Origin of the sequence: Janthinobacterium kochi (assembly GCF_051380715.1) — a bacterium.
Taxonomy (GTDB): Bacteria; Pseudomonadota; Gammaproteobacteria; order Burkholderiales; family Burkholderiaceae_D; genus Janthinobacterium.
In genome coordinates, this window is record NZ_JBNYXO010000015.1 from 40,417 (window position 1) to 62,887 (window position 22,471).

Genomic DNA, 22,471 nt, shown 5'->3' on the forward strand with positions numbered 1-22,471 from the left:
TCCAATGGACTGCGTTCCAATCGCGCAGCGACCGACCCCAGTCCTTGCCTCGGGTTATTTTTCTATTCGCATTAAAACTTCCGTCCCACCCCCACCAGCAACACATCCGCATCGCGGTGGTAATCCGTCACCACCCGGTTCCACGCCACTTGCGCCACCCAGCGGCGGTCGACGTGGTAGCGGGCTGTGGCCGACAGCAAGCCTGTCAGGCGCGTGCTGTGGCCCTGGGTATCGCGCGCATCCCACGCCAGGTAGGGACCGCCACCCATGCCGAATTCCACCTTTTCATTGAGTGAACGGATCAGCCACAGCTGGGCGGCTACGCCGCGCCGGTGCGCCAGGTCGGCATCGCCTTCATCGAGGGCGGTGACTGTCCAGTCCACGTACTTTCCCGCCGCGCGCCGGTATTCCAGGGTGAACGGGCGCGCGCTTTCCGAGCGCAAGCTGTTGACGATGGTGTGGCCCGTCGAGAGTGTCAAGGTGTCGTCGTGCGTCCAGTTCTGCAAGTGCAGCTTGGCGCCTGGCACGCCGTCATAGCGGTAGCCGGCGCCGATCAGCAGGTGCGTGGTGTTGTCCTTGCCATCGGGCTTGATGCGGTTGAGCTGCGCTTGCGCATACCAGCGATTGTCGAACTGCCAGCGCGCCTGCAGGCTGACGATGGAACCCCAGCCATGGTCATTGTCGAAGTTGTGCAGGCCGTCGTCGGTCCTGGCCGTGTCGAAGAAGAAGTAGCGGCCCACGCCGGCGCCCAGCATCAGGCCCTGGTCCACTTTTTTCGTGCGCAGCCAGAACTGGCCCGCCATGCCGTCGCGGTGATGGTCTTCCGGGTGGCCTTCGTTGATATACGACAGGCTGACGGCGTTGTAACCGCCTACCGGCTGTGTGTAGCTGACGGCGGCAACAAAGGTGCGCTCATTGGTCGAACTGACTTTCAGGGCGCCGGCCATGCCGGAAATATCTTGTGCCTGGGCGCAGAGGGGAAGCGAGACGGCCAGCAAGGCCAGGACAGGGTGGCAGATGCGCATGAAATTTCCGGTGATGATGCAGGCTGAAGGTCGGCTGGCTGGGCATCATGCGACGGCGCAATCATCACGCACATTTACTACATTAGTAAAATGTCTCAGTCAGAACTAATTTCCCTAGTGTATAAGAAAGTGAGAATGTGTGAGGCGCGCCAATGATGAGGCGGGAGGGGAGGCGCCGGCCTGGAAGGGTTGGCCGGCGCGATGTTGCTGGAGTTGCTGGACTTGCGGTCGTATTACTGTCTCTATTACTGGCTCAAGACGACTTTATCGGCAAAATATTCCGTCTCGCCGAAGCATTGCGTCGGCACGCCCTTGTGCTGGCTGTAGGTGACGAGGATGCGCTTGCCGGCGGCAGCCGACAGTTGCTTCGCCACTTCCTCGTCGCGCACGCTGAACTGGAATTTTTCAGGGATGGTGCCCGGCAGTGCCGTCAGCAGCAATTCACCCTCCCATGTCTTGCAAATCCAGCCCCGCTTTGAGAACTTTTGCAGGTAGCCCGCCCGTTCGCCTTCCGAGTACGAGAAGCTGAGGGCCATCCACGTGTAGGCGGCCAGCAGCAGGAAGCCGGCCACGAGAAAGATAGCGAAGGCGAAGGTGACTTTTTTGGTCGTAGGGGTCATGTTGACTTTTATCGTTAAATTGAAGAAAACCCGGGGTCAGACGGGGACGCCGAGTTCCGTCGGGACTGCTCCCGGGTTTTCCGCTACTGGTGCACGTACACTTTCAGTCTTTCCGTCCGGCTTTCCAGTTCAAGCCAAAATTGTATCTTTCGTCCATGGCCTGGTGCGCCGTGATTTTACCTTGGCCGCCGAAGTATTCCACCAATTTTGTCACCTGCAGGTTGCCGCCGTGGTTTTCCAGCATGGCGATGGCGCACATGGCGTGCTGGCTGTCGCTGTCGAGGCGCACTTCCACCGTCGGCTGGCCGGGAATCTCGATCGTCACGACGCCATCGGTGGCGGCCCAGTTCGGCACGCCTTCGTAGATGAAGGCGTAGACGAGCACGCGCTTGATCTGGTCGAAATGGGTGCCGTTGATGAAGATGTTTTCGCCGCTGCTGATGCTGCCCGTGCGGTCGTCGCCTTCCAGGTGGATGTAGGGCGGCCGGTCGTAGGCGCCCCAGCTGTTGCCCAGCGCTTGCACGGCGCTCTTGCTGCCATTGCTCATTTCGAACAGGCAGCCGATATCGAGGTCGATGCCGCCCGAACGGCCGGCCGGCTTGTTGAACAGCTTGCCGAGGAAGCCCGTGTCGAGCTTCGAAGCGGGCGCCTGGCCTTGCGCGGCGTTCTGGTTCCAGTTCAGGTTGACCTTGATGCGGCCATAGCCGCCGCTATCGCGCTTGTCGAGCGAAATCTTGTCGCCGCGCTTTTCCAGGCGGATTTTCGACAGCGAGATTTTATTCGCCGGCGGTGGTGGTGGCGCTGCTGGCGTGGACACGGGAGCAGGGGAAGACGAAGCCGCCTCGCTGCCGCCAAAGTGCTTCAGCAGCGCCGCCAGGCCGCCCGCAAACCCCTGACCCACCGCACCGAAGCGCCAGCTGCCGTCGCGGCGATACAGTTCGCCGATGATGACGGCTTTTTCATCCTGGAAGTCATTGCCCGTGAAGGCAAACGTGGCCGCCTGGCCCAGCGCCATGCTGGAGTTGCCCAGCGCGCGCATGCTGCCCTGTTCCGTCGCTGCCGTGAATACCAGCTTGTCGATCGAGGCGGGCAGGCGGGCCAGATCCACCTGGAAGGTGGAGCGGGGGCCGTTCAAGTCCACCGTGATGGCGTTGTCCGGTGCGCTTTTCTGGTTGAAGAACACCATGTAGCGGTCGTCCGACAGCTTGCCGGCCGCATCGACGCCGAAGCAGCTGACGTCCACTTCCATCGAACCCGAAACGATATCGAGCGTGACGGCAAACGGGCCATTCAAGCCCAGGTCAGCCAGTTTGCCTTTTTGTCCGCGTGTGAAATTGGTCATGGTCGTGCAGTCCCTTCGTCGCTGGAGAGTTGAGTATTCAAGGAGTGATGCAAATGGGGGGCGGGCGCCGGGGCGCCGTCGGTCGCATGGCGGATGCCGAACAGGCGCGCCTGCTCGATGATGCGCTGCGCCCAGCTTGAGTGGGTCGCCACTTCGCACATCGATTCCTGCATGCGAAACACGGCCGGGCTGTCCGGGTCGATGATGCGCAGCGCCAGTTCGATGTCCGATTGCGCCACCTGGTAGTGGCGCTCGATCTGCGGCACCTGGTCGGGGTGGATGGCCGTCTTGGCGATCATGCCGTGCGCCATGTCCTGCGCTACTTCGGCATCGAGCCAACTGCCCTGCGACAGATGCTCGAAGACGGGCGCTGTCAGCTGGAAGCCGTGCGGTTTGAAGATGGTGACCAGGCGGCCGATGACCTGCCCCAGCGGCGTCTGATAAATGGTGCCGCTGGTGGGACGGCGCAGGCCTAGGAGGGCCAACAGATCGTTGCCGCCGATGCGCAGGGCCAGGATGCGGCGCCGCACTTCCGGCGCCGACAGGATGAGGCGGAACTGCTTCATCTCTTCGTCGTCGAACACTTCCGCCGTTTCCAGGGTTGGCATCAGCAAGTGATGCGTGTGGCGCACCAGCTCGAAATACGCGGCAAAGTTGTGGCGCGTGGACTTGGGCAGCACGAAGCCGCTCAATTTCTCGGCGCCGGGCATGCCCAGCACGCGCGCCAGCACGTCGAGATTGCGCACGCGCACGAAGCGCAAGGTATCCGACTCGTCGCACATGTTTTGCAGCGCCAGAGACAGGTTGAACAGCGCGTAACTGAGATCGCGCTCCGCGATGGCGTCTTCGGTGCAAAGAATGACCGAGCGTAAATGGCTGAATTTGTCGCCATTGGCGATCACCAGCAAGTCCTTGTGCGTGGTCGGCACATACATGGAGGCGCCCAGCGCCGCCTTGTGTTCACTTTGTGGGTGTAGGGAGTTGTTATCCATCGACTGCGCTCCTGATAAGGGCGACCGCCTGGTAGGGCAGCGCCGGTTCTACTATGACGGGTATGGCTTTTTCCTTCGCCAGAAGCAGCAAATGTGCCACGTCCGGCGCATTCATGTCGCGCACGATCAGGCGCTCGGGCACGCGGCGCAGCAGCACGCGCGTCGCTTCGCCGATACCTGGCTTGATCAGGTTGATGTCGCTGATGCCGTATTGCTGCTGCGCGGCGGCCATGTAGGCTTGCGAACGGGTCGCCATGGCTGGCGCATCGCTCGCTTCGGCCAGCGGCACGCCGCTGCTGGCGGCAATCGCCATGGCGTCGGCCACCAGACCATCGGCGAAATCGCGCGACTGGTCGTGCTGCTCGAACTGCGCGTAGTACACGCAGCCATGGAAGTCGTCGGGACCGATGCTGTCATTGAGCACGGAGCGGCTGACCAGGCCCGAGACGGTGGCATTCAAAATGCTCGACGGGATCAGGTAGTCGCCGGACGAGGCGGCGCAGGAGGCCGTGCCGGCCAGGTCGGACAGCACGAACAGGCCGCCGTCGATGGCCGTGCCTTGCGTCGCATTGAAGTCGTGGACCGTTTGGCGCAGTTCGCGCGAAATCACGCCCTTGCCCGTCCAGCCGTCGACGAAGACGATGGAGGCGTCACTGTGGCCCTGCGCCAGGATGTGTTTCAAGGCATTCGCATCGATGCCGCGGTCGCGGATGATGGAAACGGAATAATGGCTGCACTCGCGCTGGAATACCTGGCGCAGCAAGTGCCCGAGGATGACGCCCACGGGCGTGCCCGCGCGCGCCAGTGAGACCAGCGTGATGGCACCCGTGCGGCGTGCCGCGATCAGGGCCGCCAGGCGCAGGCTGTCGCGCGCCATCTGCAGGCGGTTGGCTGCAAACGCGCTCTGGAACAGCGCCAGGTAGGCGGGCGAGGGCAGGGATTCCGGCGACAGCATTTCGCTGTAGTGGCGCTGGCCGGACTGGATCAAGCGCTCTTTTTCGGCCAGGTCGAGGATGGGTTCGAGCGCCATCGGCGTGAGCAGAAACTCCACGTCTTGCTGGCGGTAGCTGCCGCTGAAATGCTGCGTGCTGTCGGTCATAGCGCCGCCACCGTGAGTGCCGCCAGCTGGGTGCCGTTGGGGATGATGGCGTAGTCGCAGGCAGCCATGAAGCGGGCGTCCGAACGGCTGTCGCCCATGCCGAAGCTGACGATGGGGCCATGTTCGGCTTCCAGCTCCGCGCGCAGGTAGGCCACGGCGCGCGCCTTGTTCAGGGTCTTCGGCAGCACGGCCAGGTTGTTGCCGTTGCGGTGGATGAAGTAGTCGGCGCCTTCGGTGGCGATCCACTGTTGCAGTACCTGTTCTTCGATGTCGGCCAGGCGTTCGCCGCGCGCTTCATGGTCCTTGACGACGATGTAGAACGGCGTGTTGTAGTCTTCGATCAGGCGCGCGCGCGAGGGCATGCCGGCCTTGATCTGGAAATCGTCGATGATGCGCATGGCGTCCTGCAGGCCGGGCAGCGCCGTCTGCATGTCGTTTTGCATCAGCGCCAGCCAGCCTGCATCGAGCGCGCCGCCCGGCTGCAGCACAATGCCGCCGTAATCGAGCACGCTGTAGCTGGTAAAAGGCAGGTCGACCCGGCGAAACGCGTCGCCGTTCCTCGCCGTGGCGGGGATCAGGGTCATACCGCTTTGCGCAAACGCAAAGAAGGCGCGCTGGCGCGCCGTCGTATACGAGCAGGCGTCGCCATTTTTCAGGTACGCGGCTGCTTGCAGGTCGGTCTCGCCCGGGCATTTTTTCGGGGTCTGGAACAGTGTGTCGTCCAGGTCAACAAACAGGAATTTCTTCAATTTTGGTCTCTGACTGAAAGTGGAACAGGCGGCCATTCAATTGGCCGGCGAGTTGCATGAGGGCCGGACTGGCCGGGGTTTCATGGCAGATGAAAACGTGCTGGTATTGGCCAGGCGCCACGTTGTACAGGTAATTGGCGATGCCTTCGCCGTAATTGTCGTCGCAGCAGACGATATGGCTGACGGAGCCCCACGACAGGATGGGCGAGCGCGTGGTCGATTGCACCACCACGTTCTTGCCCAGGCTTTCCAGTTCGCGCGCGAGCAGGAACGACGGGTGCATGAATTCGCCCGTGCCCAGCACCAGCACGGAGTCGCCTGCGCCGATTTCCTGCGCCAGCTGCACCGCCAAGCCTTGCGGCGGGGTCAAGGCGCGTCCCACGCCGATGCGCCCGAAGGCGGGGCTGGCGCCGCGTTCCGCATTCGCTTCGAAGCGCTGCGCGCTGGCCGCTATCGGCGCCGGCGCATCGCCGGCCTGGAAGGCGTAGTGGCCGGACAGTGCCGCGCCGACGGTGGTGGGCAGGCCGAAACGCTGGCTCAAGCCCGCGTTGGCGGCCTTGCCCATGAAATTGGTGATCACGCCCAGGTGCAGCTTTTCCAGCTGCGGATAGCGCGCGCGGCACACTTGCACCAGGTTGGCGAAGGTGTTGCCGGTCGACGCTTCATCGTCGATCAGCACCAGGCTGCGTGCCGTGGAAAAGAGGGCGCTGGCCGCGTCGGATAAATGCAAAAACTGGCGCGGCGCGTGGCTGTGCGATTCCTCGAATTCGAAGAAGGGCACCGTGCCCACGCGATAGCGCGAGCTGTGCAAAAACAGCGCCTTGCCATTCGGATTGGCGCGCAGCCACGCTTCGAACACGCCCTGGCCCAGGCCGACGGCTGTCTCGGCCATGGCGATGAAGACCACGGGGCCGGGCAGGCTGGGAGGGATTTGCGCCGCCAGATCGTCGTGGATGGCTTGCATGGCGCGCGGCGTGACGGGCCAGTGCTTGCCCAGCACCTTCGAGAGGAACAGGAAGCCGCGCTTGGCGTTGGCGCGCGCGGCAAAGCCGATCAGCCAGTCCAGCGGAAAGCGCGCTTCGTCCACCTTCAGGGTCAGTTCGCCCGTGGGCATCTGCTTCTTGATGATATTCATGGCAGCTCCACGGCGTAAGCCGATTCCGCCACGCGCATGCCCTCGCGGATGGCGGGCACGCTGAGCTTGTCGTAGCCCTGGTCGAAACCGGCCAGCGCCAGGTAAGGCAGGTTGGGGCCTGCCGCGCAAGCCATGCCGATGCCGCCCGACATGCGCGGGTTGATCTCCAGCAGCGCCAGACCGCTCGCGCCTACGCGGAACTGGATGTTGAACACGCCGTTCAGGCCATAGTCGCGCGTCAGTTTTTCGCAGGCGGACAGCAAGTCGTCGCGCAATTCGATCAACTGGCCGCTGCCGGGCGCGTGCAGCTTCTTGCGCGGCACAGCGCAGATCAGGCTGCCATGGTCGGCGATGCAGTCGGCGCTGTATTCATGGCCATCGAGGTATTCCATCAGCAGCAGGGTCTTGAACGTTTCCATCTGTGCCAGGCCACTGCGCAGCTCCTGCGCGTTGATATGGTAGGAAGCGCCTTCCAGCAGCAACTGGGCGCTGGAGCGCTCTTCGTCCAGCACGGCAAAGCCCAGGCCATACACGGATTCGGAAGGCTTGATGCACAGCTTCGGATAGCGCGGGCGCAGCTGCGCATAGGCGGCGTCGTATTCCGCGATGCTGGCTACGGCGCGGTACTCGGCCGGCCGCGCCATGGGCAGATCGAGGCCGTCGCAAAAGCGTGCCTTGTCATGCATCAAGTCCAGCACTTCTTCGGTGGCCACGCTGAGCACGCGCGTGCCGATGGCGGCGAAGCGCGCGCTGGCGGTGCCGATCAGGCCCGCTTCCTTGCCGGGCCAGAAAATGGAGATATCGCGCTCGCGGCAGAACTCCAGGCACCACTCGACATAATTGAGGCCCTTCAGGCCAGGCGGTTCGACCGCGTATTCGTGGGCCGACAAAAACGCCGCCGCATGCGCATTCGTATTGCTGCACACGATGTGGTAGCGCGGTTTGCCGCCGGTGGCGGCCATGTCCGCCTCGCGGATCAGGCGCATGGCCGTGCCGACCGAGGAAAATGTTTTGTTGAACCAGACTCTTTGCATGTACGGGGACCGGGTGGAAATAGGGGAAGCCGCGCGCAGGTGCGCGCGCGGGCAGTGTAGCCAGAAAAACTTAACCTGGCCTTAGAGAGAGGAAATCAGCCGGCCTTGCCGGTAGCCGTCCATTTCAGGAACGCGTCGCGGTTGCGCGAGCAAATAAACACCTTGCCCGCACCGGAAAAGCGCAGCACGATGCCTTCGCCGCTGGTCACGCTGTTGACGATATTGCCGAGGAAACCGCCGATGCCGCCGCCGCCCGCTCCGCCACCCGTGGTCACGGAAATCTCGTATTTCAGGCTATTGTCCCAGCAGACCACATGGGAATTGTCGATCACGACATCCTTGCCCGGCTCGACGTCGAGCTGGAACATGGAGCCGAAGCCCGACACCACCACTTGTCCCGTGCCGGCAGTCTCCATGACGAAGAAGCCGCCCGATTGGGCGAACAAGGCGTTGCCGATGTTTTGCGTACGCACTTTCATTTCCGTGCCCGCAGTGGCGGCGACAAAGGCGCCGTCGTTGAGCAGGTACTGGCGCGCACCCACGTCGACCACTTCGATGGCGCCCGGCAGGGTGGGCGAGAGCAGGCAGTCGCCGCTGCCGCGCACCGCTTCGATATGCTGCTGGAAGAACGATTCGCCATTCGCGAAACGGCGCATGATGGCGCTGCCCAAGCCGCCCGTCATCTTGCCTTTCAAGTCCAGCGCCGTTTCCATCATCACCATCGCATCGGATTCGCAATAGATGGTTTCGCCCTGCTTCATGCTGACGTGGAGGAATGGATCGACGTCGCCCGTGACACTAAATACTGGCATGATAAATCTCCAAAAAAAAGCCGCCTGATCTGTGCAGGCGGCAGTAATGATACGACACTAGTCCCATTCACACGCAGAAAGCCGGGCTGGCTTTCTGCGTGTGAATTTTAGGCATTCACGCCGAACGAGCGTGCGAGGGGGCCCAGCCCGCCGTTGAAGCCCTGGCCGATGGCCTTGAACTTCCATTCGCCGTTGTAGCGGTAGATTTCGCCAAAGATCATCGCCGTTTCCGTCGAGCTGTCTTCGGACAGGTCGTAGCGGGCGATTTCTTTTTCGCCTTCCGCGTTCAGGCAGCGGATGAAGGCTTTCGAGACCATGCCGAAGTTCTGGCGGCGCGCGTCGGCGTCGTGAATGGTGACGGTGACGCTGATGCGGTCGATGTCGGCCGGCACGCGCGACAGGTCGATTTCGATGCGCTCATCGTCGCCGTCGCCTTCGCCCGTGGTGTTGTCGCCCGTGTGCACGACGGAACCGTCGGTCGACTTCAGGTTGTTGTAGAAGATGAAGTCAGAGTCGCCACGGACTTTGCCGTCGCTTTTCAGGAGGAAAGCGCTACCGTCAAGGTCGAAGGTGGCGCCGTCCGTCGAACGAGGATCCCAGCCGAGGCCGACGATGATCTTCTTCAGGTTCGGTGCTTCCTTGCTCAGGTTGACGTTGCCGCCTTTTTGCAAACTGATTGCCATGTGGTGCTCCTTTAGTAATTTAGCTCAAATAACGGGCCGGTGGCGTGTTTTGCCTGGCTGGTCCGTTGTCATGCCTTCATGGGATGAGCGCAAGGCGCTCGTGCCATTACTCTCTTAATTGGGGGCGGAACCCCCGATTTCAAGCTTGTGCCGCGTGCCGTTTGCGATAACGCAGGGACGACCACAGCGAGACGAGGATGAAGGCCACGCCCGACAGGCCCGTGAACCACTCCGGAATATGGTACTTGACGGACGCCAGCATGATCAAGGCCAGGATGCCGATCGCATAGTGGGCACCGTGCTCGAGGTAGACGAATTCGTCCAGCGTGCCCTTGTGCACCAGGAAGACCGTCATCGAGCGCACGAACATGGCGCCGATGGCCAGGCCGAGCATGATGATGACGACGTCGTTGGTGATGGCAAAGGCGCCGATCACGCCGTCAAAGCTGAACGAGGCGTCCAGCACTTCCAGGTACAGGAAGCCGCCGATACTGCCGCGCGCCACCGTTTTTACCAGGTCGCCATTGCCGTTTTTGGCTTGAGCGACGCCTTCTTCTGCGTCATCCTGCAAGTCCGGTTCGCCTTCTTCCAGCAGGCCGCTGATCCAGTTGACGCCGATGTAGACGGCGATGCCGACGATGCCCGAAGCGAGCACGCTGTATTTTTCGTCCACGGGACCCATCGCCACGCAGGCAGCCACGGCGCCCATGGTAATCAGCACGGCCAGGCTTTCGGTGCCCAGCGCGTTGACTTTTTCCTCGGCCCAGCCCAGCCAGTGCAATTCCTTCTCGTCATCGAACATGAAGTTCAGGAACACCAGCAGCAGGAAGGCGCCACCGAAGGCTGCCACTTGCGCATGGTTGTCCGTCAGGTGCTTGGCATACACATCCGGCGTGGTGGTGGCCATGGTCCACACGTCGACCAGGCCCAGGCCAGTGGCGACAGAAACGATGACCAGCGGGAACAGCAGCCGCATGCCGAAGACGGCCACGAGGATACCGACCGTGAGGAACAGTTTTTGCCAGAATTCATTCCAGTGACGCAAGACCGAGGCATTCACCACGGCATTGTCGAATGACAGCGACACTTCCATGACGCCCAGCACGCCCGTGATCCACAGCGCCTGGATCATGCCTGACATGCCGCCATGGCTGTAACCCCACCAGCCTGACACTGCCATCAGGATAAAAGTGACTAAAAAGGAAATTCTGAAATGCCGCATGAGGACCCCGTTGCAAGTGTGAAAGACGTTTGATTATCTGCGCCGCTGTGTGCGCCGCACTCAGTGTTGATATTCGTCAATTGTTGTATATGCCATGATTTTATATTAGTTGCCGCCGGGAGCGGCGTTTTATAGTCTGACGACAGACAGTTCTGCTGGCGCGGATGATCTGCGATAATTGCGGCGCGCCCATCTGGCGGCCGCAGTTTCTTGCACACTTTACAGACATATAAGAAGGAATACTCCGTGGATATCGCTTACCTCGTCACGCCCCTGATCACCTGGATCCTGGTCGGACCGATCAAATTCCTGATCAACAGTGTCCGCACGCGGCAATGGGCATTCGGCCTGGTCGGCAATGGCGGCTTTCCCAGCAACCACAGCGCCGTCGTTTCCAGCATGGCCACCCTGATTGCCTTGCGCGAAGGCATAGCCCATCCCGCCTTCGGCGTGGCAGTGACTTTGGCCTTCATCGTCATCATCGACGCCAACAGCCTGCGCCAGCACGTGGGCAAGCAGGCGGCGGCAATCAACCGCCTGGCCGGGGAAGCGGCCAGCGCAGCGCACAAGACCTTGCGCGAGCGCATGGGCCATACCCTGGTGGAAATCGCCGGCGGCCTGTGCACGGGCGTTGCCATCGGTTTCCTGATCAACACCGTTTTTGCCCGCTAAGCGTCCTTTCTCGCCTGAAACGCAAAACCCCGCTTCAAGGCGGGGTTTTGCGTTTCAGGGCGTAAAAACTACGTTTCATCCATTGATTAAAGCATTACAGGAAACCGCCGATTGACATGCCCGGACGCGCTCATGGATACTTTGGCGCTTGTGGTTTTAATAAAAATAAATGCCTGCCATCGCCTGCAGCCCTATCCGGGCCGTCAGGACGGTCGTGGTCCTATCTATCCGGAGAATTACCCATGTTGCGCAAAACCCTGTTTGTTCTGGCAATTGCTTCTGCCCTGGCCGCCTGCGGCAAAGAGTCCAAAGATCCTGGCAAAGGCGCTGGCAAGGGCGCCAAGGAACAGGCGGGCGCCGCCGTCAATTTGCTGGTCTCCCCGGAAGATCTGCTGACCATACAAAGCAATGCGCTGGCGTCGGGGCCCGTCATCACCGGTTCTGTGCAGCCCGAGCGCAATGCGGACTTGCGCGCCGAAGTGTCGGCCGTGGTGATCCAGGTCATGAAGGAAAACGGTGAAGTCGTCAAGCGGGGCGACGTGCTGGTGCGCCTGGATGAAACGTCCATCCGCGACAGCCTCAATTCGGCCGAGGAAGCCAGCCGCGCCGCCAGCCAGGTGCTGGAGCAATCCGAACGCATGTTCCAGCGCATGAAAACCCTGCGCGCCTCGGGCATGACGTCGACGCAGGCGCTGGAAGACGCGGAAATCCGCCGCAACAATGCGCAAAGCGATTTGTCCGCCGCGAAAAGCCGCGCCGCGCAAGCCCGCCAGCAACTGCAGCGCACCCTCGTGCGTGCGCCGTTCGACGGCATCGTGAGCGAGCGCAAGGTATCGAATGGCGATACGGCGCAAATCGGCAAGGAATTGATCAAGGTTATCGATCCAACCAGCATGCGCCTCGAAGGCCTGGTGTCGGCCGACAAGATCGGCGTCGTCAAGGTGGGCCAGCCCGTGTTGTTCCGCATCAATGGTTATCCAGGCCAGGATTTCGCGGGCAAGGTGCGCCGCGTCGATCCTGCCGCCAACGCCGTCACGCGCCAGGTGGCCGTGCTGGTCGATTTCAATGATAAGGAACAACCGCGCGTGGCCGGCCTGTATGCGGAAGGGCGCATCGAGACGGAAACCGTCAGCGCGCTGATGATACCCGACTCGGCCCTGGTGAAGGCGGGCGACGTGACGTACACGTGGAAAGTCAAGGATAAGGCTTTACATAAAGTCAACTTGCGCATCGGCGCGCGCGATGTGCGCACGGGCCAGTGGGAAGTGCAAAGCGGCTTGGCCAGCGGCGACACCGTGCTGCGCACGCCGGGCTCGACCTTCAAGGATGGGCAGAAAGTGGAATTGACGGCCGCCAAGGCCGTGCCAGCGGCCGCCGTGGCCAGCAGCAGCACCGTCGCCGCCGGTAAAGGAAACTAAGCCATGTTTCTTTCCGATTTCAGTATCAAGCGGCCCACCGCCACCATCGTCCTGATCCTGGCCATGATGTGCGTCGGCTTGCTGGCGCTCAAGAAACTGCGCGTCAACCAGAATCCGGACGTTGAAGTGCCCTTCATCGTCGTCAGCATTCCTTACCCTGGCGCGTCGCCCGATACGGTCGAGCGCGAAGTGGTGAACCGCCTGGAAAAGTCCTTGCAAAGCATTTCCGGCGTGACCGAGGTCAACAGCGATTCGAATGAAGGTTCAGCCAGCATCTTCCTGAAGTTTTCCTTCAATACCAACCTGATCGAGGCGTCCGACAATATCCGCAATGCGATTGCCGCCGTGCGCTACAAGTTGCCGACGGAAATGCGCGAGCCTATCTTGCAGCGCATCGACCCGGCTGCGGAACCGATCATGCAACTGGCGCTGTCATCGAATACGCAAAGCCATGCGGAAATTTCGCGCCTGGCCGAAGACGTGCTGTCGGACCGCTTCCGCACCGTCGATGGCGTGGCGCTGGTCAACGTGGGCGGTTCGCTGAAGCGCGAACTGTCCGTGCTGCTGCGGGCGGAAAAGTTGCGTGAATATAATGTTTCCGTCAGCGATGTCGTCACCGCCTTGCGCAACCAGAACACGAATGCGCCCGTGGGCAAGGTGCGCGGCATCCTGGACGAGAAAAGCATTCGCCTGGTGGGCCGCATCGAGTCGCCAAGCGACTTCGAGAAAGTGGTGATCAAGCGCCGCGGCGAGGAAATCGTGCGCCTGGCGCAAGTGGCCACCATCGAAGATGGCTTTGCGGAAGTCAACAGCCTGAGCATGCGCAGCGGCAAGCCCAACGTGGGCATTTCCATCACCCGTGTGCGCGACGCCTCCACCGTCAGCGTGGCCAACAAGATCCGCGACATGGTGGCGGAAATCAACAAGACCTTGCCGAAAGGCACGATCCTGCAAGTGACGCGCGACGGCGGCGAAAACGCCCAGCATAGCTTGAACAATGTGATCGAATCGCTGGTGCTGGGCGCCGTGCTGACGATTTTCGTCGTCTACGCTTTCCTGAACTCCTGGCGTTCCACCCTGATCACGGCGCTGAGCCTGCCCACGTCCGTGATTGCTGCCTTCATTGCCGTGTGGTTGTGCGGCTTTACCCTGAACTTCATGACTCTGCTGGGCCTGTCGCTGGCCATTGGCGTGCTGATCGATGACGCCATCGTGGTGCGCGAAAACATCGTGCGCCACATGCAGATGGGCAAGGACCGCCGCACGGCCGCGCTGGAAGGCACGGCCGAGATCGGCATGGCCGTGGCCGCCACGACTTTCTCCATCATCGCCGTCTTCATTCCCGTGGCCTTCATGCCTGGTATCTCTGGCGAATGGTTCCGTCCGTTTGCCCTGACGGTGACGTGCTCGGTGCTGGTCAGCCTGGGCATCTCGTTTACGCTCGATCCCATGCTGTCGGCCTACTGGGGCGACCCGGTCGAGGAACACTCGGTGCCGAAAAAGGGTATTGGCCGCGTGCTGGAGAAATTCAACCACTGGTTCGACCACCAGGCCGACCGTTACGGCCGCGTGATCGCCTGGGCCCTGCATCACCGCCGCTGGATGGCTGTCATCGCCTTCGGCAGCCTGGTGGGCGCCATCGTCCTGCATTCCACGCATGGCGGCACGAGTTTCCTGCCTGCATCCGATTCGGGCAATCTGATGATCAATGTGCGTACGCCATCGTCGAGCAGCATCGAGTATTCGCGCCTGAAACTGGAAGCGGCGGCCGTGCTGGCGCGCACCTTGCCTGAAACCAAGGATACCAACAGCTCCATCAATGCGGGCGGCGGACGCGTGTATGTCGATATCGGCAAGCGCAACACCCGCAAGCGTTCGGCCAAGGACATCGCCGTCGAGCTGCGCGAGAAGATGTCTCGCCTGGTGGGCGCCGAATACGTGGTGCAGGATGACTTGAGCAACGGTTCGCAAAAACCCATCCAGGTAGAATTTACGGGTCCCGATTCGCGTAAACTCATGGAAATTACCAACGCCTACATGGACAAGCTGCGCGCCATTCCCGGTGCCGTCGACGTGGGCCTGTCCGAGCAAGACCCGAAAAACGAGCTGCAGATCGAGCTCAACCGTGGCCTGGCCAATTCGATGGGCATTTCCGTCAATGACGCGGCGCAATCGTTGCGTGTGGCATTCGCCGGCGTGGAAGTGGGCGACTGGGTTGATCCGACGGGTGAGACGCGCGACGTGGCCGTGCGCCTGCATCCCGACGACCGCGTGGCATCGGAAAACATCGAGCGCCTGCCGATCAGCGTGACGGGCACGTCGCAAATGGTGCCGCTGGACCAGATCGCCACCATTACCATGGGCAAGGGACCATCCGGCATCGAGCACAAGAATGGCAAACGCACGATTACCGTGTCGGCCAATGCGCAAGGCCGCTCGAACGGCGAAGTGACGAGCGACGCCATGAAACTGGCCAACTCCATCGACTTCCCGCCCGGCTATGGCCTGGCGCTCGGTGGCGCCGGCCAGGATCAGCAAGAGCTGTTTACGGAAATGCTGATCGCGCTGGTGATGGGTATCGGCCTGATGTATTTGATCCTGGTCATGCAGTTTGGTTCCTTCACGGCGCCGGTGGCCGTGATGATGTCCTTGCCGCTGAGTTTGATCGGCGTGGTGGTGGCGCTGGTGATCACCAACAATACCCTCAACCTGATGAGTTTTATCGGCATCATCATGCTGATGGGCCTGGTCGCCAAGAACGCCATCTTGCTGCTCGACGCGGCGCGCAAGCGTGAGGAAGAGGGCCATGGCCGCGAAGACGCGCTGATGTATGCGGGCCGCATGCGCCTGCGCCCCATCCTGATGACGACGTTTGCGCTGATCGCCGGCATGTTCCCCGTGGCGCTGGGCCTGGGCGAGGGCGGCGAGTTCTACCGTCCATTGGCGATTGCCATCATCGGCGGCACCATCACCTCGACGATTTTGACCCTGCTGGTCGTGCCGACCTTCTATGACAGCATCGAAATCGCCCGCGATGGCGCCGTGGCCAAGTTCCACCGCCGCGCCGCGCGCATGCCCGTGGCTGTGGCCATGATATTGACCTTGCTCGAGTGCGTGCTGACTCTGCTGCTGGTGCGCTTCGTCTACCGCATGCTGAAAAAGGCCGTGCTGTTCCTGATGGGACGTCGCGCGCCGAAAGCAGCGTCGGTCAGCCTGCAAAAATAGTACCGGGCCAAGGCGTGGCTTGCGCTGCGCCGTGGTATTTCAAGAGCCTTCTGCGGAAGGCTCTTTTTTTGCCTGTGACCGGCTGGCCAGGGTGCGGCGCACTAACTGTTGCGCGGTGGCGACGTGGTCCCGGTACCTGTTCCCGGTGCCATACCGTTGTGGGACGGCGTGGTCAATGGCGGCGCGGTGGTGTCCGGGGCGGTCTTGCCCGTGGTGCCGGGCGTGCCGCTGGTGGCCGGCGGCGTTGCCGGCTCGGCGGTGGTGGGCGTGGCGGCGGTACTGGTATCGCTGTGTTTGTTGCAACCGACCAGCAGCGCACAGACGATGGCGCTACCGAGGACGAGCTTGCTGGTGGTCAGGAGTGGAGCCGTCATGATTATTCCTCTTCAGTGGAAGACTCAGTGGAAGACTGTCGTGGAAACGCATGCCTTGTCAGATTGCGCATCTGGAACATGGCTGGCATCGCTTGCAAGATTTAGAGTAGGTGAGCCGGCACAGGTTCACCGGACTTGCACATGCGGGGTGCTGGCGGGGGCGGGGGAGCGCCGCGTTTGACGTAGCGCAAACCCGCAAGGGATATGGCCAGTTGGGCCAGGGCAGGATGCCCTGGCCGCGTAAGGATGGTTTATTTGGCGGCAGGGGCCTTGCTCACTTCCACTTCCCAATCCACGCCCGACTCGATGTGATGCTTGGCAGCAAAGTCACCCTGGCTGAGGGCGACGGCCACATCGAGCAGGCTGTTCAGGTAGACCAGGGGCTTGCCCTTGGCGACGCCGCCAAACGTGTGCTCGAATGGCGCCGTGACCTTGGCCACTTGCTTGCCCTTGTGCAAAATGCGCACTTGTAGCGTGTCATGCAGTTTCACCTGCAATTCGTCGAGCAGCGATTTCGGGATATTCGTCCACACATTGCCATATTTTACGTCCAGCACGGGCACGATACCGCGGATGGTGTTGCCGTCGCGCACAGGTTTTTGATACGCAATCTTCACCACGGATTCGCTCGGCAATTGCGGGCCCACCTGTTCATAGCTGATGGCGCCCGAGGCCAGGCGCGCACCCACATACGCGTACACGTCGCGGCCGTGGAAGGTATACGACTCGGCGGAGCCAGTCAGGCGGTTGACCTTTTCATCGATTTCGCGCAGTTCGGCTACGCCGTCGCGCTCTGCGATCAGGGTGAACAGGCCATTGTCCGGCCCCACGAAGTAGCGTCCACCCTTGGTTTTTAGTACCACCGACTTGCGCTTGGTCCCCACGCCCGGATCGATGACGGAAACAAACACCGTGCCTTGCGGCCAGTAATTGGCTGTCTGGTACAGGCGGTAGGCGCCCAGCCAGATGTCGTAGTCGGGAATCTGGTGCGTCAGGTCCGAGATGGTGAGTGTGGGGTCGACGCCATAGGCGACGCCATGCATGGCGGACACGGCGCCGTCGGCCGTGCCGAAGTCCGTCATTAGCACCAGCGGCGCGGCAGCCTGGGCGGACGACAGCAGGAGGGCGCTCAGGCAGGCGCCGGCGACGAGGTGAGAGACGATGTGAGAAAGTCGGTTGATGATCATATGCTCTTTCCGTGACGTTAAAACGTGTAGTTCAGCTTGGCGTAGAAATACGCGCCATTGACGCCGATGGGGTTGATGAAATTGTAGGGCAGGGCGCCGCCATACGTGGCGTTATTCGTCTGGCGCACGCGCTGCGGATAACGGTCGAGGATATTGTTGCCACCCACGCTCAAGGTCAGCTGCTTGCTCAGCTTCAATTGGCCTTCCAGGTCCAGCGACCAGACGGCGCCAAAGCGCTGCGCGGGGATGCCATCGATCAGCGGCGCATCACTGTCATAAGAAAAATCTTTCAACTCGCCGAAGCGTGTGGCGCGCGCCTGCATGCCCCAGCCGGCCGCTTGCCAGTCGGCACCCAGGATCAATTTGCTGGTCGGTGACGCATGTTTGATGCGGAACAAACTCGTCTCCGTCAGCAGGGTCAGACTGGGATCGATATTGGTCAGCGTAGCGGAACTCTGGCGCACTTTGTCGAGGCTGGTTTTGTTCAAGTTCAGCGCCGCGTTCAGGTTCAGCTTGCCTGACGTGAAGGCCAGGTCGTGATTCAGCACCACGTCCAGGCCTTTTGTGCGCGTGTCGAGCAGGTTGGCCAGATAGGCCACGGACTGGATGTCGCTGCGGCCATTGGCGGCCAGGTAGGCGGTGACGGCGTCGCTTTGCAAGTCGCTCGAGCGCGTGATGCGGTCGCGGATGCGGATCACGTAGGCGTCCACCGTCACGCTGGTGGCGGCCGCCGGTTTCCAGGCCAGGCCCAGGGAGACGTTGGTCGATTTTTCAGGTTTCAGCTGTTGCGCGCCGAAGCTGCGCGCCAGCGGGTCGCTGGCCGGCAGCAGGGCCGATGTTTGCAGGGCCGTACCATCTGCGTTGAAGTTCAATGTGGCGAAGCGGAAGCCCGTCTGCACGAGGGCCGGTGCGCGGAAGCTGTTGGACAGCGAGCCGCGCACGAGGAAATGTTCCGTCACTTTATAGCGCGTGGACAGCTTGCCCGTACTGGCGCTGCCGAAGTCGCTGTAGTGGGAATAGCGGGCGGCGGCGCCCACCAGCAGGCGCGGCGTGAGGTCGCTTTCCACGTCCGCATACACGGAGCGGATTTGCCGGCTGCCGTCGTAGGCGTCCGATGGCCGCAAGCCCGGTCCCGCCTGCGCGCCCGGTGGAGCTTCCGTGAAGCTGCCGGCCGCGTACGCCGCGGGGTCGCCAGCCGAGCTGGTGTAGGTTTCGCGCATCCATTCGGCGCCCACCGCCAGGTTCAAAGAGGCGGGCAAGCCGATGTCGATGCTGCGCGTGGCATCGACGTTCAAGGCGTTCTGGCGGAAGTCGAAGCCGGCCAGCTTGAAACGCGTGGGGCTGCCCGCGCCCAGCGAGGCGTTGACGGAGTGGCTCACGCCGTAGTCAAAGCGATCGCTGCCGTGGCGCGCGCTGGCGTCCCAGTTCCACTCGCCTGTGCTGCCGCGCACGCCGGCCACGATGCTGAGGTCGCGCTTGTCGCCATTGGTGACGGGGCGGTAGCCATTCGGATACAGGGCCAGTACGTTCGACGGGTCGCCCGGATAGCGGAAGTAGGCGCTGCCATCGGACTTGCGCTCGTTGAGGGTGGCAAACGAGTACAGGTCCAGGCCGTTGGCCAGGGTGAGCTGGGTGTTGTAGAACAGGTAGTGGTTGCGCTGGCGCGAGTCACCCGACTTGAATACGACCTTGCCGTCGAGCGCCTGGTCGGCCGGCGTGAAATTATAGGACGTCCAGCCCGCGTCGCTGGGGCCGGCCCGTTCCGTGGGCGAGCGGCGCCGCGTTTCCGCGCCGAAGCGGAAGAATCCCGCCTCCCCAAGTGGCACGCCATAGTCGGCGTTGATGATGACGGTCTGGCCATCCGTCAGGGTTTGATCGGTCGGCTCGAAATGCGTATGGTTGGCGCCATAGCTGACGGAAGCGGCGCCGCCCGTGCGGGCTTTTTTCAGCACGATGTTGATGACGCCCGCCACGGCGTCGCTGCCGTACTGGGCGCCCGCGCCGTCGCGCAGGATTTCGATGTGGTCGATGGCGTTTGGTGGAATGGCGTTGATGTCGACCGGCACGGTGCCGGCGAAGCTGCTTTCTGTATCGAGCACGGCGCTGGTGTGGCGGCGCTTGCCGTTGATCAGCACCAGCACCTGGTCGGGCGCCAGTCCCCGCAACTGGATGCCGCGCACGGAGTCCGACGCGCCGCTCGATTCAATGCGGGGGAAGTTGATCGAGGGCGACAGGTTTTGCAGGGCCGCGCCCACGTCGCCCGTCGACAGCGCATTGCTCACTTCGCGCGCGCCGAAACGGTCGATGGGCACGCTGCTGTCGAACACGGTGCGGTTGCGTGCGCGCGAGCCGACGACGGTGACCTGGTCGATGCTGGCGCCGGCCGTTTCAGCGGTGGTTCCTGTGCCTGTGCTGGCGGTGGCTTGCGCGTCCTGAGCCCAGGCGGATGGGGCGCCCAGCATGGCGCAGGCAAGCACGATGGCGCGCAGCGGCGTGGCGGGAGTGGCGGATACAGGATAGAAGTGGCGTGGATGCACGGCGTGGTCCTTTGGGCTCAATGAGTGTTAGTACGGAAACAGTTGCCATGAGCTTAAGGGCGGCGGCGGTGCGCGCTAACGATTCTTTCTTGATATGCTTATGCTGTTGTTTTTATGCCGCTATCACCCCCGCTCAGGATTCTGGCGCGACCGGCATGTTGGGCTGGGCCGTGACGGGTGTGCCGGCCGCCTCCAGCGGTGCGACGAAGTTGCACAGGTCCGACTGCAGCTTGCCGTGCCAGCCCAGGGCGGGATTGAAGGCGTACGAGGTGACGCCGCAGTTGGGCATGTCGGCGGCCTTGTCGATGGCCAGGATGGCCTGCTCGTCGCAGCGTTCCAGCAGGTAACGGAAACAATTGACGATGACCTGGTGGCCGACGATCAGCACGCGTTCGCCCCGGTATTCGCGCGTGATGGTGTCGAGCACGCTGCGCAGGCGCAGGATGACGTCGCACCAGCTTTCACCACCCGGTGGCGCTCGTCGGCCACCACGCGGGCGAGGCTGTCCGCATCGATGCGCGCCAGCACGGCTTGCGCCGTCTGCTGCGCCCGCAAGTAGGGCGAGTACAGCACGACGGTCGGTTGTTGTTCAGGGGGAAGGGTGGCGAACCAGTCGCCCTGGGCGTGCGCATGGCGCGCGCCACGTTGCCGTCACTTTGGCCGTGACGCACGATCCAGATGGGCTGCGGCCATTTCTGTTCCATCGCCTTGTGCCTTCCTCTGTATTTATTGTGAATAAATATAGAGGAAAGCGGCGGGGCGCGGCGCGCCGATGGATGGCTTCTTAGGCGGCGTGTTCCGCTTCGTCCAGGTCGGGCGCGTCGTCGCTGTTGTAGACGGCCAGGTCGGTCTGTCCCATGACCCGGCTGGTGACGGTGCCGGCCGTAATCGAGCCGCTCACATTCAATGCCGTGCGGCCCATGTCGATCAGCGGTTCGACGGAGATCAGCAAGCCGGCCAGGGCGACGGGCAAGTCCATGGCCGACAGCACGATCAGGGCGGCAAACGTGGCGCCGCCGCCCACGCCGGCCACGCCGACGGAACCGATGGTGATGATGGCCAGCAGTGGCAGCAGGAAGCTGACGGTGAATGGATCGACGCCGACGGTAGGGGCGATCATCACGGCCAGCATGGCCGGGTAGATGCCGGCGCAGCCGTTCTGGCCGATGGTCGAGCCGAACGAGGCGGCGAAGTTGGCGATGCCTTCCGGCGTGCCCAGGCGCTGGGTTTGCGTCTGCACGCTCATCGGGATCGAACCGGCGCTGGTGCGCGAGGTGAACGCGAAGGCCAGCACGGGGAAGACTTTTTTCACGAAGCGCAGCGGGTTCAGGCCGACGCCGGCGATGAGGGCCAGGTGCACCAGGAACATCAATATCAGCGCGCTGTAGGAGGCGACGACGAAGTTGATCAATTTCAAAATGTCCGTGTAGCTCGACGACGCTACCACTGCAAACATCAGCGCGAACACGCCATACGGCGTCAGGCGCAGCACCAGGGTGACCATGCGCATGACGATGGCGTGCGCCACTTTCATGAAATTTTCGAAGGAGGCAAAGATTTCCGGCTTTTTCGCCGCGATGCCCGTGGCCGAGATGCCGATGAAGAGGGAGAACACCACCACGGCGATGGTCGACGTCTTGCGCGCGCCCGTCATGTCGAGGAAGGGATTGGTCGGCACGAAACTGACCAGCAGTTTGGGCAGGGACAAGGCTTTCGCCGTTTCCAGCGAGCCTTGCAGCTGCACGCCGCGCGCCACTTCGGCGGCGCTCGACGTCAGGCCGACAGCCGTCAGGCCGAACAGCTTGGCCATCAAAATGCCCAGCGCGGCGGCGATCATGGTGGTAATGAGCAGGGTGCCGATGGTCAGCGCGCTGATCTTGCCCAAGGAACTCGCGTCCTTGAGCTTTAGAATGGCGGAAATGATGGAGACCATGATCAGCGGCATGATGATCATTTGCAGCAGTTTTACGTAGCCGCTGCCGACGATGTCGATGTATTCATTGGTGCCCGCGATGACGGGCGAGCCGGCGCCGTAGATGGCTTGCGCGGCCGCGCCCAGCAGCACGCCCAGGCCCAGGCCCGTGAAGACGCGCACGGTAAACGTCGCGTGGTTGCGTTGCTGGCGGAACATGAAGGCGAAGACGATCAACGCAACGAGCAGGTTCAGAATGATGTTAATTGCCATGAAGGGGCCTTATCTTGGTTTTATTCGAGACTGCACGCAGCACATAAAACTGTACTACAACTGACAGCTGCCCCAGCCCGGGGCGAAAGGGCAAGTACTGTACAGTACTATGGGGGTGTTTTGCGCAATACTGCTGCGAATATTACGCTATATAAATATG

20 protein-coding genes are annotated in these 22,471 nt (G+C 62.2%); 3 read left to right on the forward strand and 17 right to left on the reverse strand.

What is annotated here, in order from left to right; translation table 11 throughout:
* Positions 1–71 precede the first annotated feature (71 nt).
* The 11 genes from ACQ4WL_RS24050 to ACQ4WL_RS24100 form a co-directional block, all read right to left on the reverse strand.
* Positions 72–1,025, reverse strand: a complete 954-nt coding sequence (locus ACQ4WL_RS24050) for a hypothetical protein (RefSeq protein ID WP_436512003.1) — start codon at positions 1,023–1,025, stop codon at positions 72–74.
* Positions 1,026–1,270: 245 nt separating this feature from the next.
* The gene (locus tag ACQ4WL_RS24055) at positions 1,271–1,645 is read right to left on the reverse strand and encodes a DUF8785 domain-containing protein (protein WP_070224711.1); all 375 of its coding nucleotides are present in this window, start codon (positions 1,643–1,645) and stop codon (positions 1,271–1,273) included.
* A gap of 103 nt (positions 1,646–1,748) precedes the next feature.
* Positions 1,749–2,987: a TerD family protein gene (locus tag ACQ4WL_RS24060; protein WP_436512004.1), complete on the reverse strand. Its 1,239-nt coding sequence runs from the start codon at positions 2,985–2,987 to the stop codon at positions 1,749–1,751.
* The gene (locus tag ACQ4WL_RS24065; protein ID WP_436512005.1) at positions 2,984–3,979 is read right to left on the reverse strand and encodes an HpcH/HpaI aldolase/citrate lyase family protein; all 996 of its coding nucleotides are present in this window, start codon (positions 3,977–3,979) and stop codon (positions 2,984–2,986) included. Before ACQ4WL_RS24065 ends, ACQ4WL_RS24060 begins: the two co-directional genes overlap by 4 nt.
* Positions 3,972–5,078 (reverse strand): cysteine protease StiP family protein, encoded by a 1,107-nt coding sequence (locus tag ACQ4WL_RS24070; protein ID WP_436512006.1) that lies wholly within the window; start codon positions 5,076–5,078, stop codon positions 3,972–3,974. Before ACQ4WL_RS24070 ends, ACQ4WL_RS24065 begins: the two co-directional genes overlap by 8 nt.
* Positions 5,075–5,827 (reverse strand): HAD family hydrolase, encoded by a 753-nt coding sequence (locus ACQ4WL_RS24075; RefSeq protein ID WP_436512007.1) that lies wholly within the window; start codon positions 5,825–5,827, stop codon positions 5,075–5,077. Before ACQ4WL_RS24075 ends, ACQ4WL_RS24070 begins: the two co-directional genes overlap by 4 nt.
* Positions 5,805–6,962, reverse strand: coding sequence for a phosphoribosyltransferase domain-containing protein (locus tag ACQ4WL_RS24080; RefSeq protein WP_436512008.1), 1,158 nt, complete (start codon positions 6,960–6,962; stop codon positions 5,805–5,807). The genes ACQ4WL_RS24075 and ACQ4WL_RS24080 overlap by 23 nt, the downstream gene beginning before the upstream one ends.
* Complete coding sequence (locus ACQ4WL_RS24085; protein WP_436512009.1) at positions 6,959–7,996, reverse strand: ATP-grasp domain-containing protein; 1,038 nt, start codon at positions 7,994–7,996, stop codon at positions 6,959–6,961. The genes ACQ4WL_RS24080 and ACQ4WL_RS24085 overlap by 4 nt, the downstream gene beginning before the upstream one ends.
* A 95-nt stretch (positions 7,997–8,091) precedes the next feature.
* Positions 8,092–8,808 (reverse strand): TIGR00266 family protein, encoded by a 717-nt coding sequence (locus ACQ4WL_RS24090; protein WP_436512010.1) that lies wholly within the window; start codon positions 8,806–8,808, stop codon positions 8,092–8,094.
* 107 nt (positions 8,809–8,915) lie between these two features.
* Entirely contained in the window at positions 8,916–9,491 is a 576-nt protein-coding gene (locus ACQ4WL_RS24095; RefSeq protein WP_128140103.1) for a TerD family protein, read from the reverse strand.
* 139 nt (positions 9,492–9,630) lie between these two features.
* On the reverse strand, positions 9,631–10,713 hold the full coding sequence (locus ACQ4WL_RS24100) for a DUF475 domain-containing protein (protein WP_436512011.1): 1,083 nt from the start codon (positions 10,711–10,713) through the stop codon (positions 9,631–9,633).
* A gap of 246 nt (positions 10,714–10,959) precedes the next feature.
* Between ACQ4WL_RS24100 and ACQ4WL_RS24105 the strand changes: the two genes are divergently transcribed.
* The 3 genes from ACQ4WL_RS24105 (at position 10,960) to ACQ4WL_RS24115 (ending at position 16,028) form a co-directional block, all read left to right on the forward strand.
* Positions 10,960–11,385 carry a divergent PAP2 family protein gene (locus tag ACQ4WL_RS24105; RefSeq protein WP_215405385.1) on the forward strand — a complete coding sequence of 142 codons (426 nt, stop codon included), beginning with the start codon at positions 10,960–10,962 and terminating at the stop codon, positions 11,383–11,385.
* 242 nt (positions 11,386–11,627) lie between these two features.
* Entirely contained in the window at positions 11,628–12,803 is a 1,176-nt protein-coding gene (locus ACQ4WL_RS24110; protein WP_436512012.1) for an efflux RND transporter periplasmic adaptor subunit, read from the forward strand.
* Positions 12,804–12,806: 3 nt separating this feature from the next.
* On the forward strand, positions 12,807–16,028 hold the full coding sequence (locus tag ACQ4WL_RS24115) for an efflux RND transporter permease subunit (protein ID WP_436512013.1): 3,222 nt from the start codon (positions 12,807–12,809) through the stop codon (positions 16,026–16,028).
* A gap of 101 nt (positions 16,029–16,129) precedes the next feature.
* Here the strand turns inward: ACQ4WL_RS24115 and ACQ4WL_RS24120 are convergent, their stop codons facing one another.
* From ACQ4WL_RS24120 to ACQ4WL_RS24145, 6 genes are all read right to left on the reverse strand, one after another.
* Positions 16,130–16,402: a hypothetical protein gene (locus tag ACQ4WL_RS24120; protein WP_436512014.1), complete on the reverse strand. Its 273-nt coding sequence runs from the start codon at positions 16,400–16,402 to the stop codon at positions 16,130–16,132.
* Positions 16,403–16,653: 251 nt separating this feature from the next.
* Positions 16,654–17,589: an SAM hydrolase/SAM-dependent halogenase family protein gene (locus ACQ4WL_RS24125; RefSeq protein WP_436512015.1), complete on the reverse strand. Its 936-nt coding sequence runs from the start codon at positions 17,587–17,589 to the stop codon at positions 16,654–16,656.
* A 17-nt stretch (positions 17,590–17,606) separates the two neighbouring features.
* On the reverse strand, positions 17,607–20,126 hold the full coding sequence (locus tag ACQ4WL_RS24130) for a TonB-dependent receptor plug domain-containing protein (RefSeq protein ID WP_436512016.1): 2,520 nt from the start codon (positions 20,124–20,126) through the stop codon (positions 17,607–17,609).
* 133 nt (positions 20,127–20,259) lie between these two features.
* Positions 20,260–20,571, reverse strand: a complete 312-nt coding sequence (locus ACQ4WL_RS24135; RefSeq protein WP_436512061.1) for a phosphoglycerate mutase family protein — start codon at positions 20,569–20,571, stop codon at positions 20,260–20,262.
* Positions 20,508–20,699: a histidine phosphatase family protein gene (locus ACQ4WL_RS24140; RefSeq protein ID WP_436512017.1), complete on the reverse strand. Its 192-nt coding sequence runs from the start codon at positions 20,697–20,699 to the stop codon at positions 20,508–20,510. The genes ACQ4WL_RS24135 and ACQ4WL_RS24140 overlap by 64 nt, the downstream gene beginning before the upstream one ends.
* Before the next feature lie 211 nt (positions 20,700–20,910).
* Positions 20,911–22,311 carry an L-cystine transporter gene (locus ACQ4WL_RS24145; protein ID WP_436512018.1) on the reverse strand — a complete coding sequence of 467 codons (1,401 nt, stop codon included), beginning with the start codon at positions 22,309–22,311 and terminating at the stop codon, positions 20,911–20,913.
* Between the last annotated feature and the right edge of the window lie 160 nt (positions 22,312–22,471).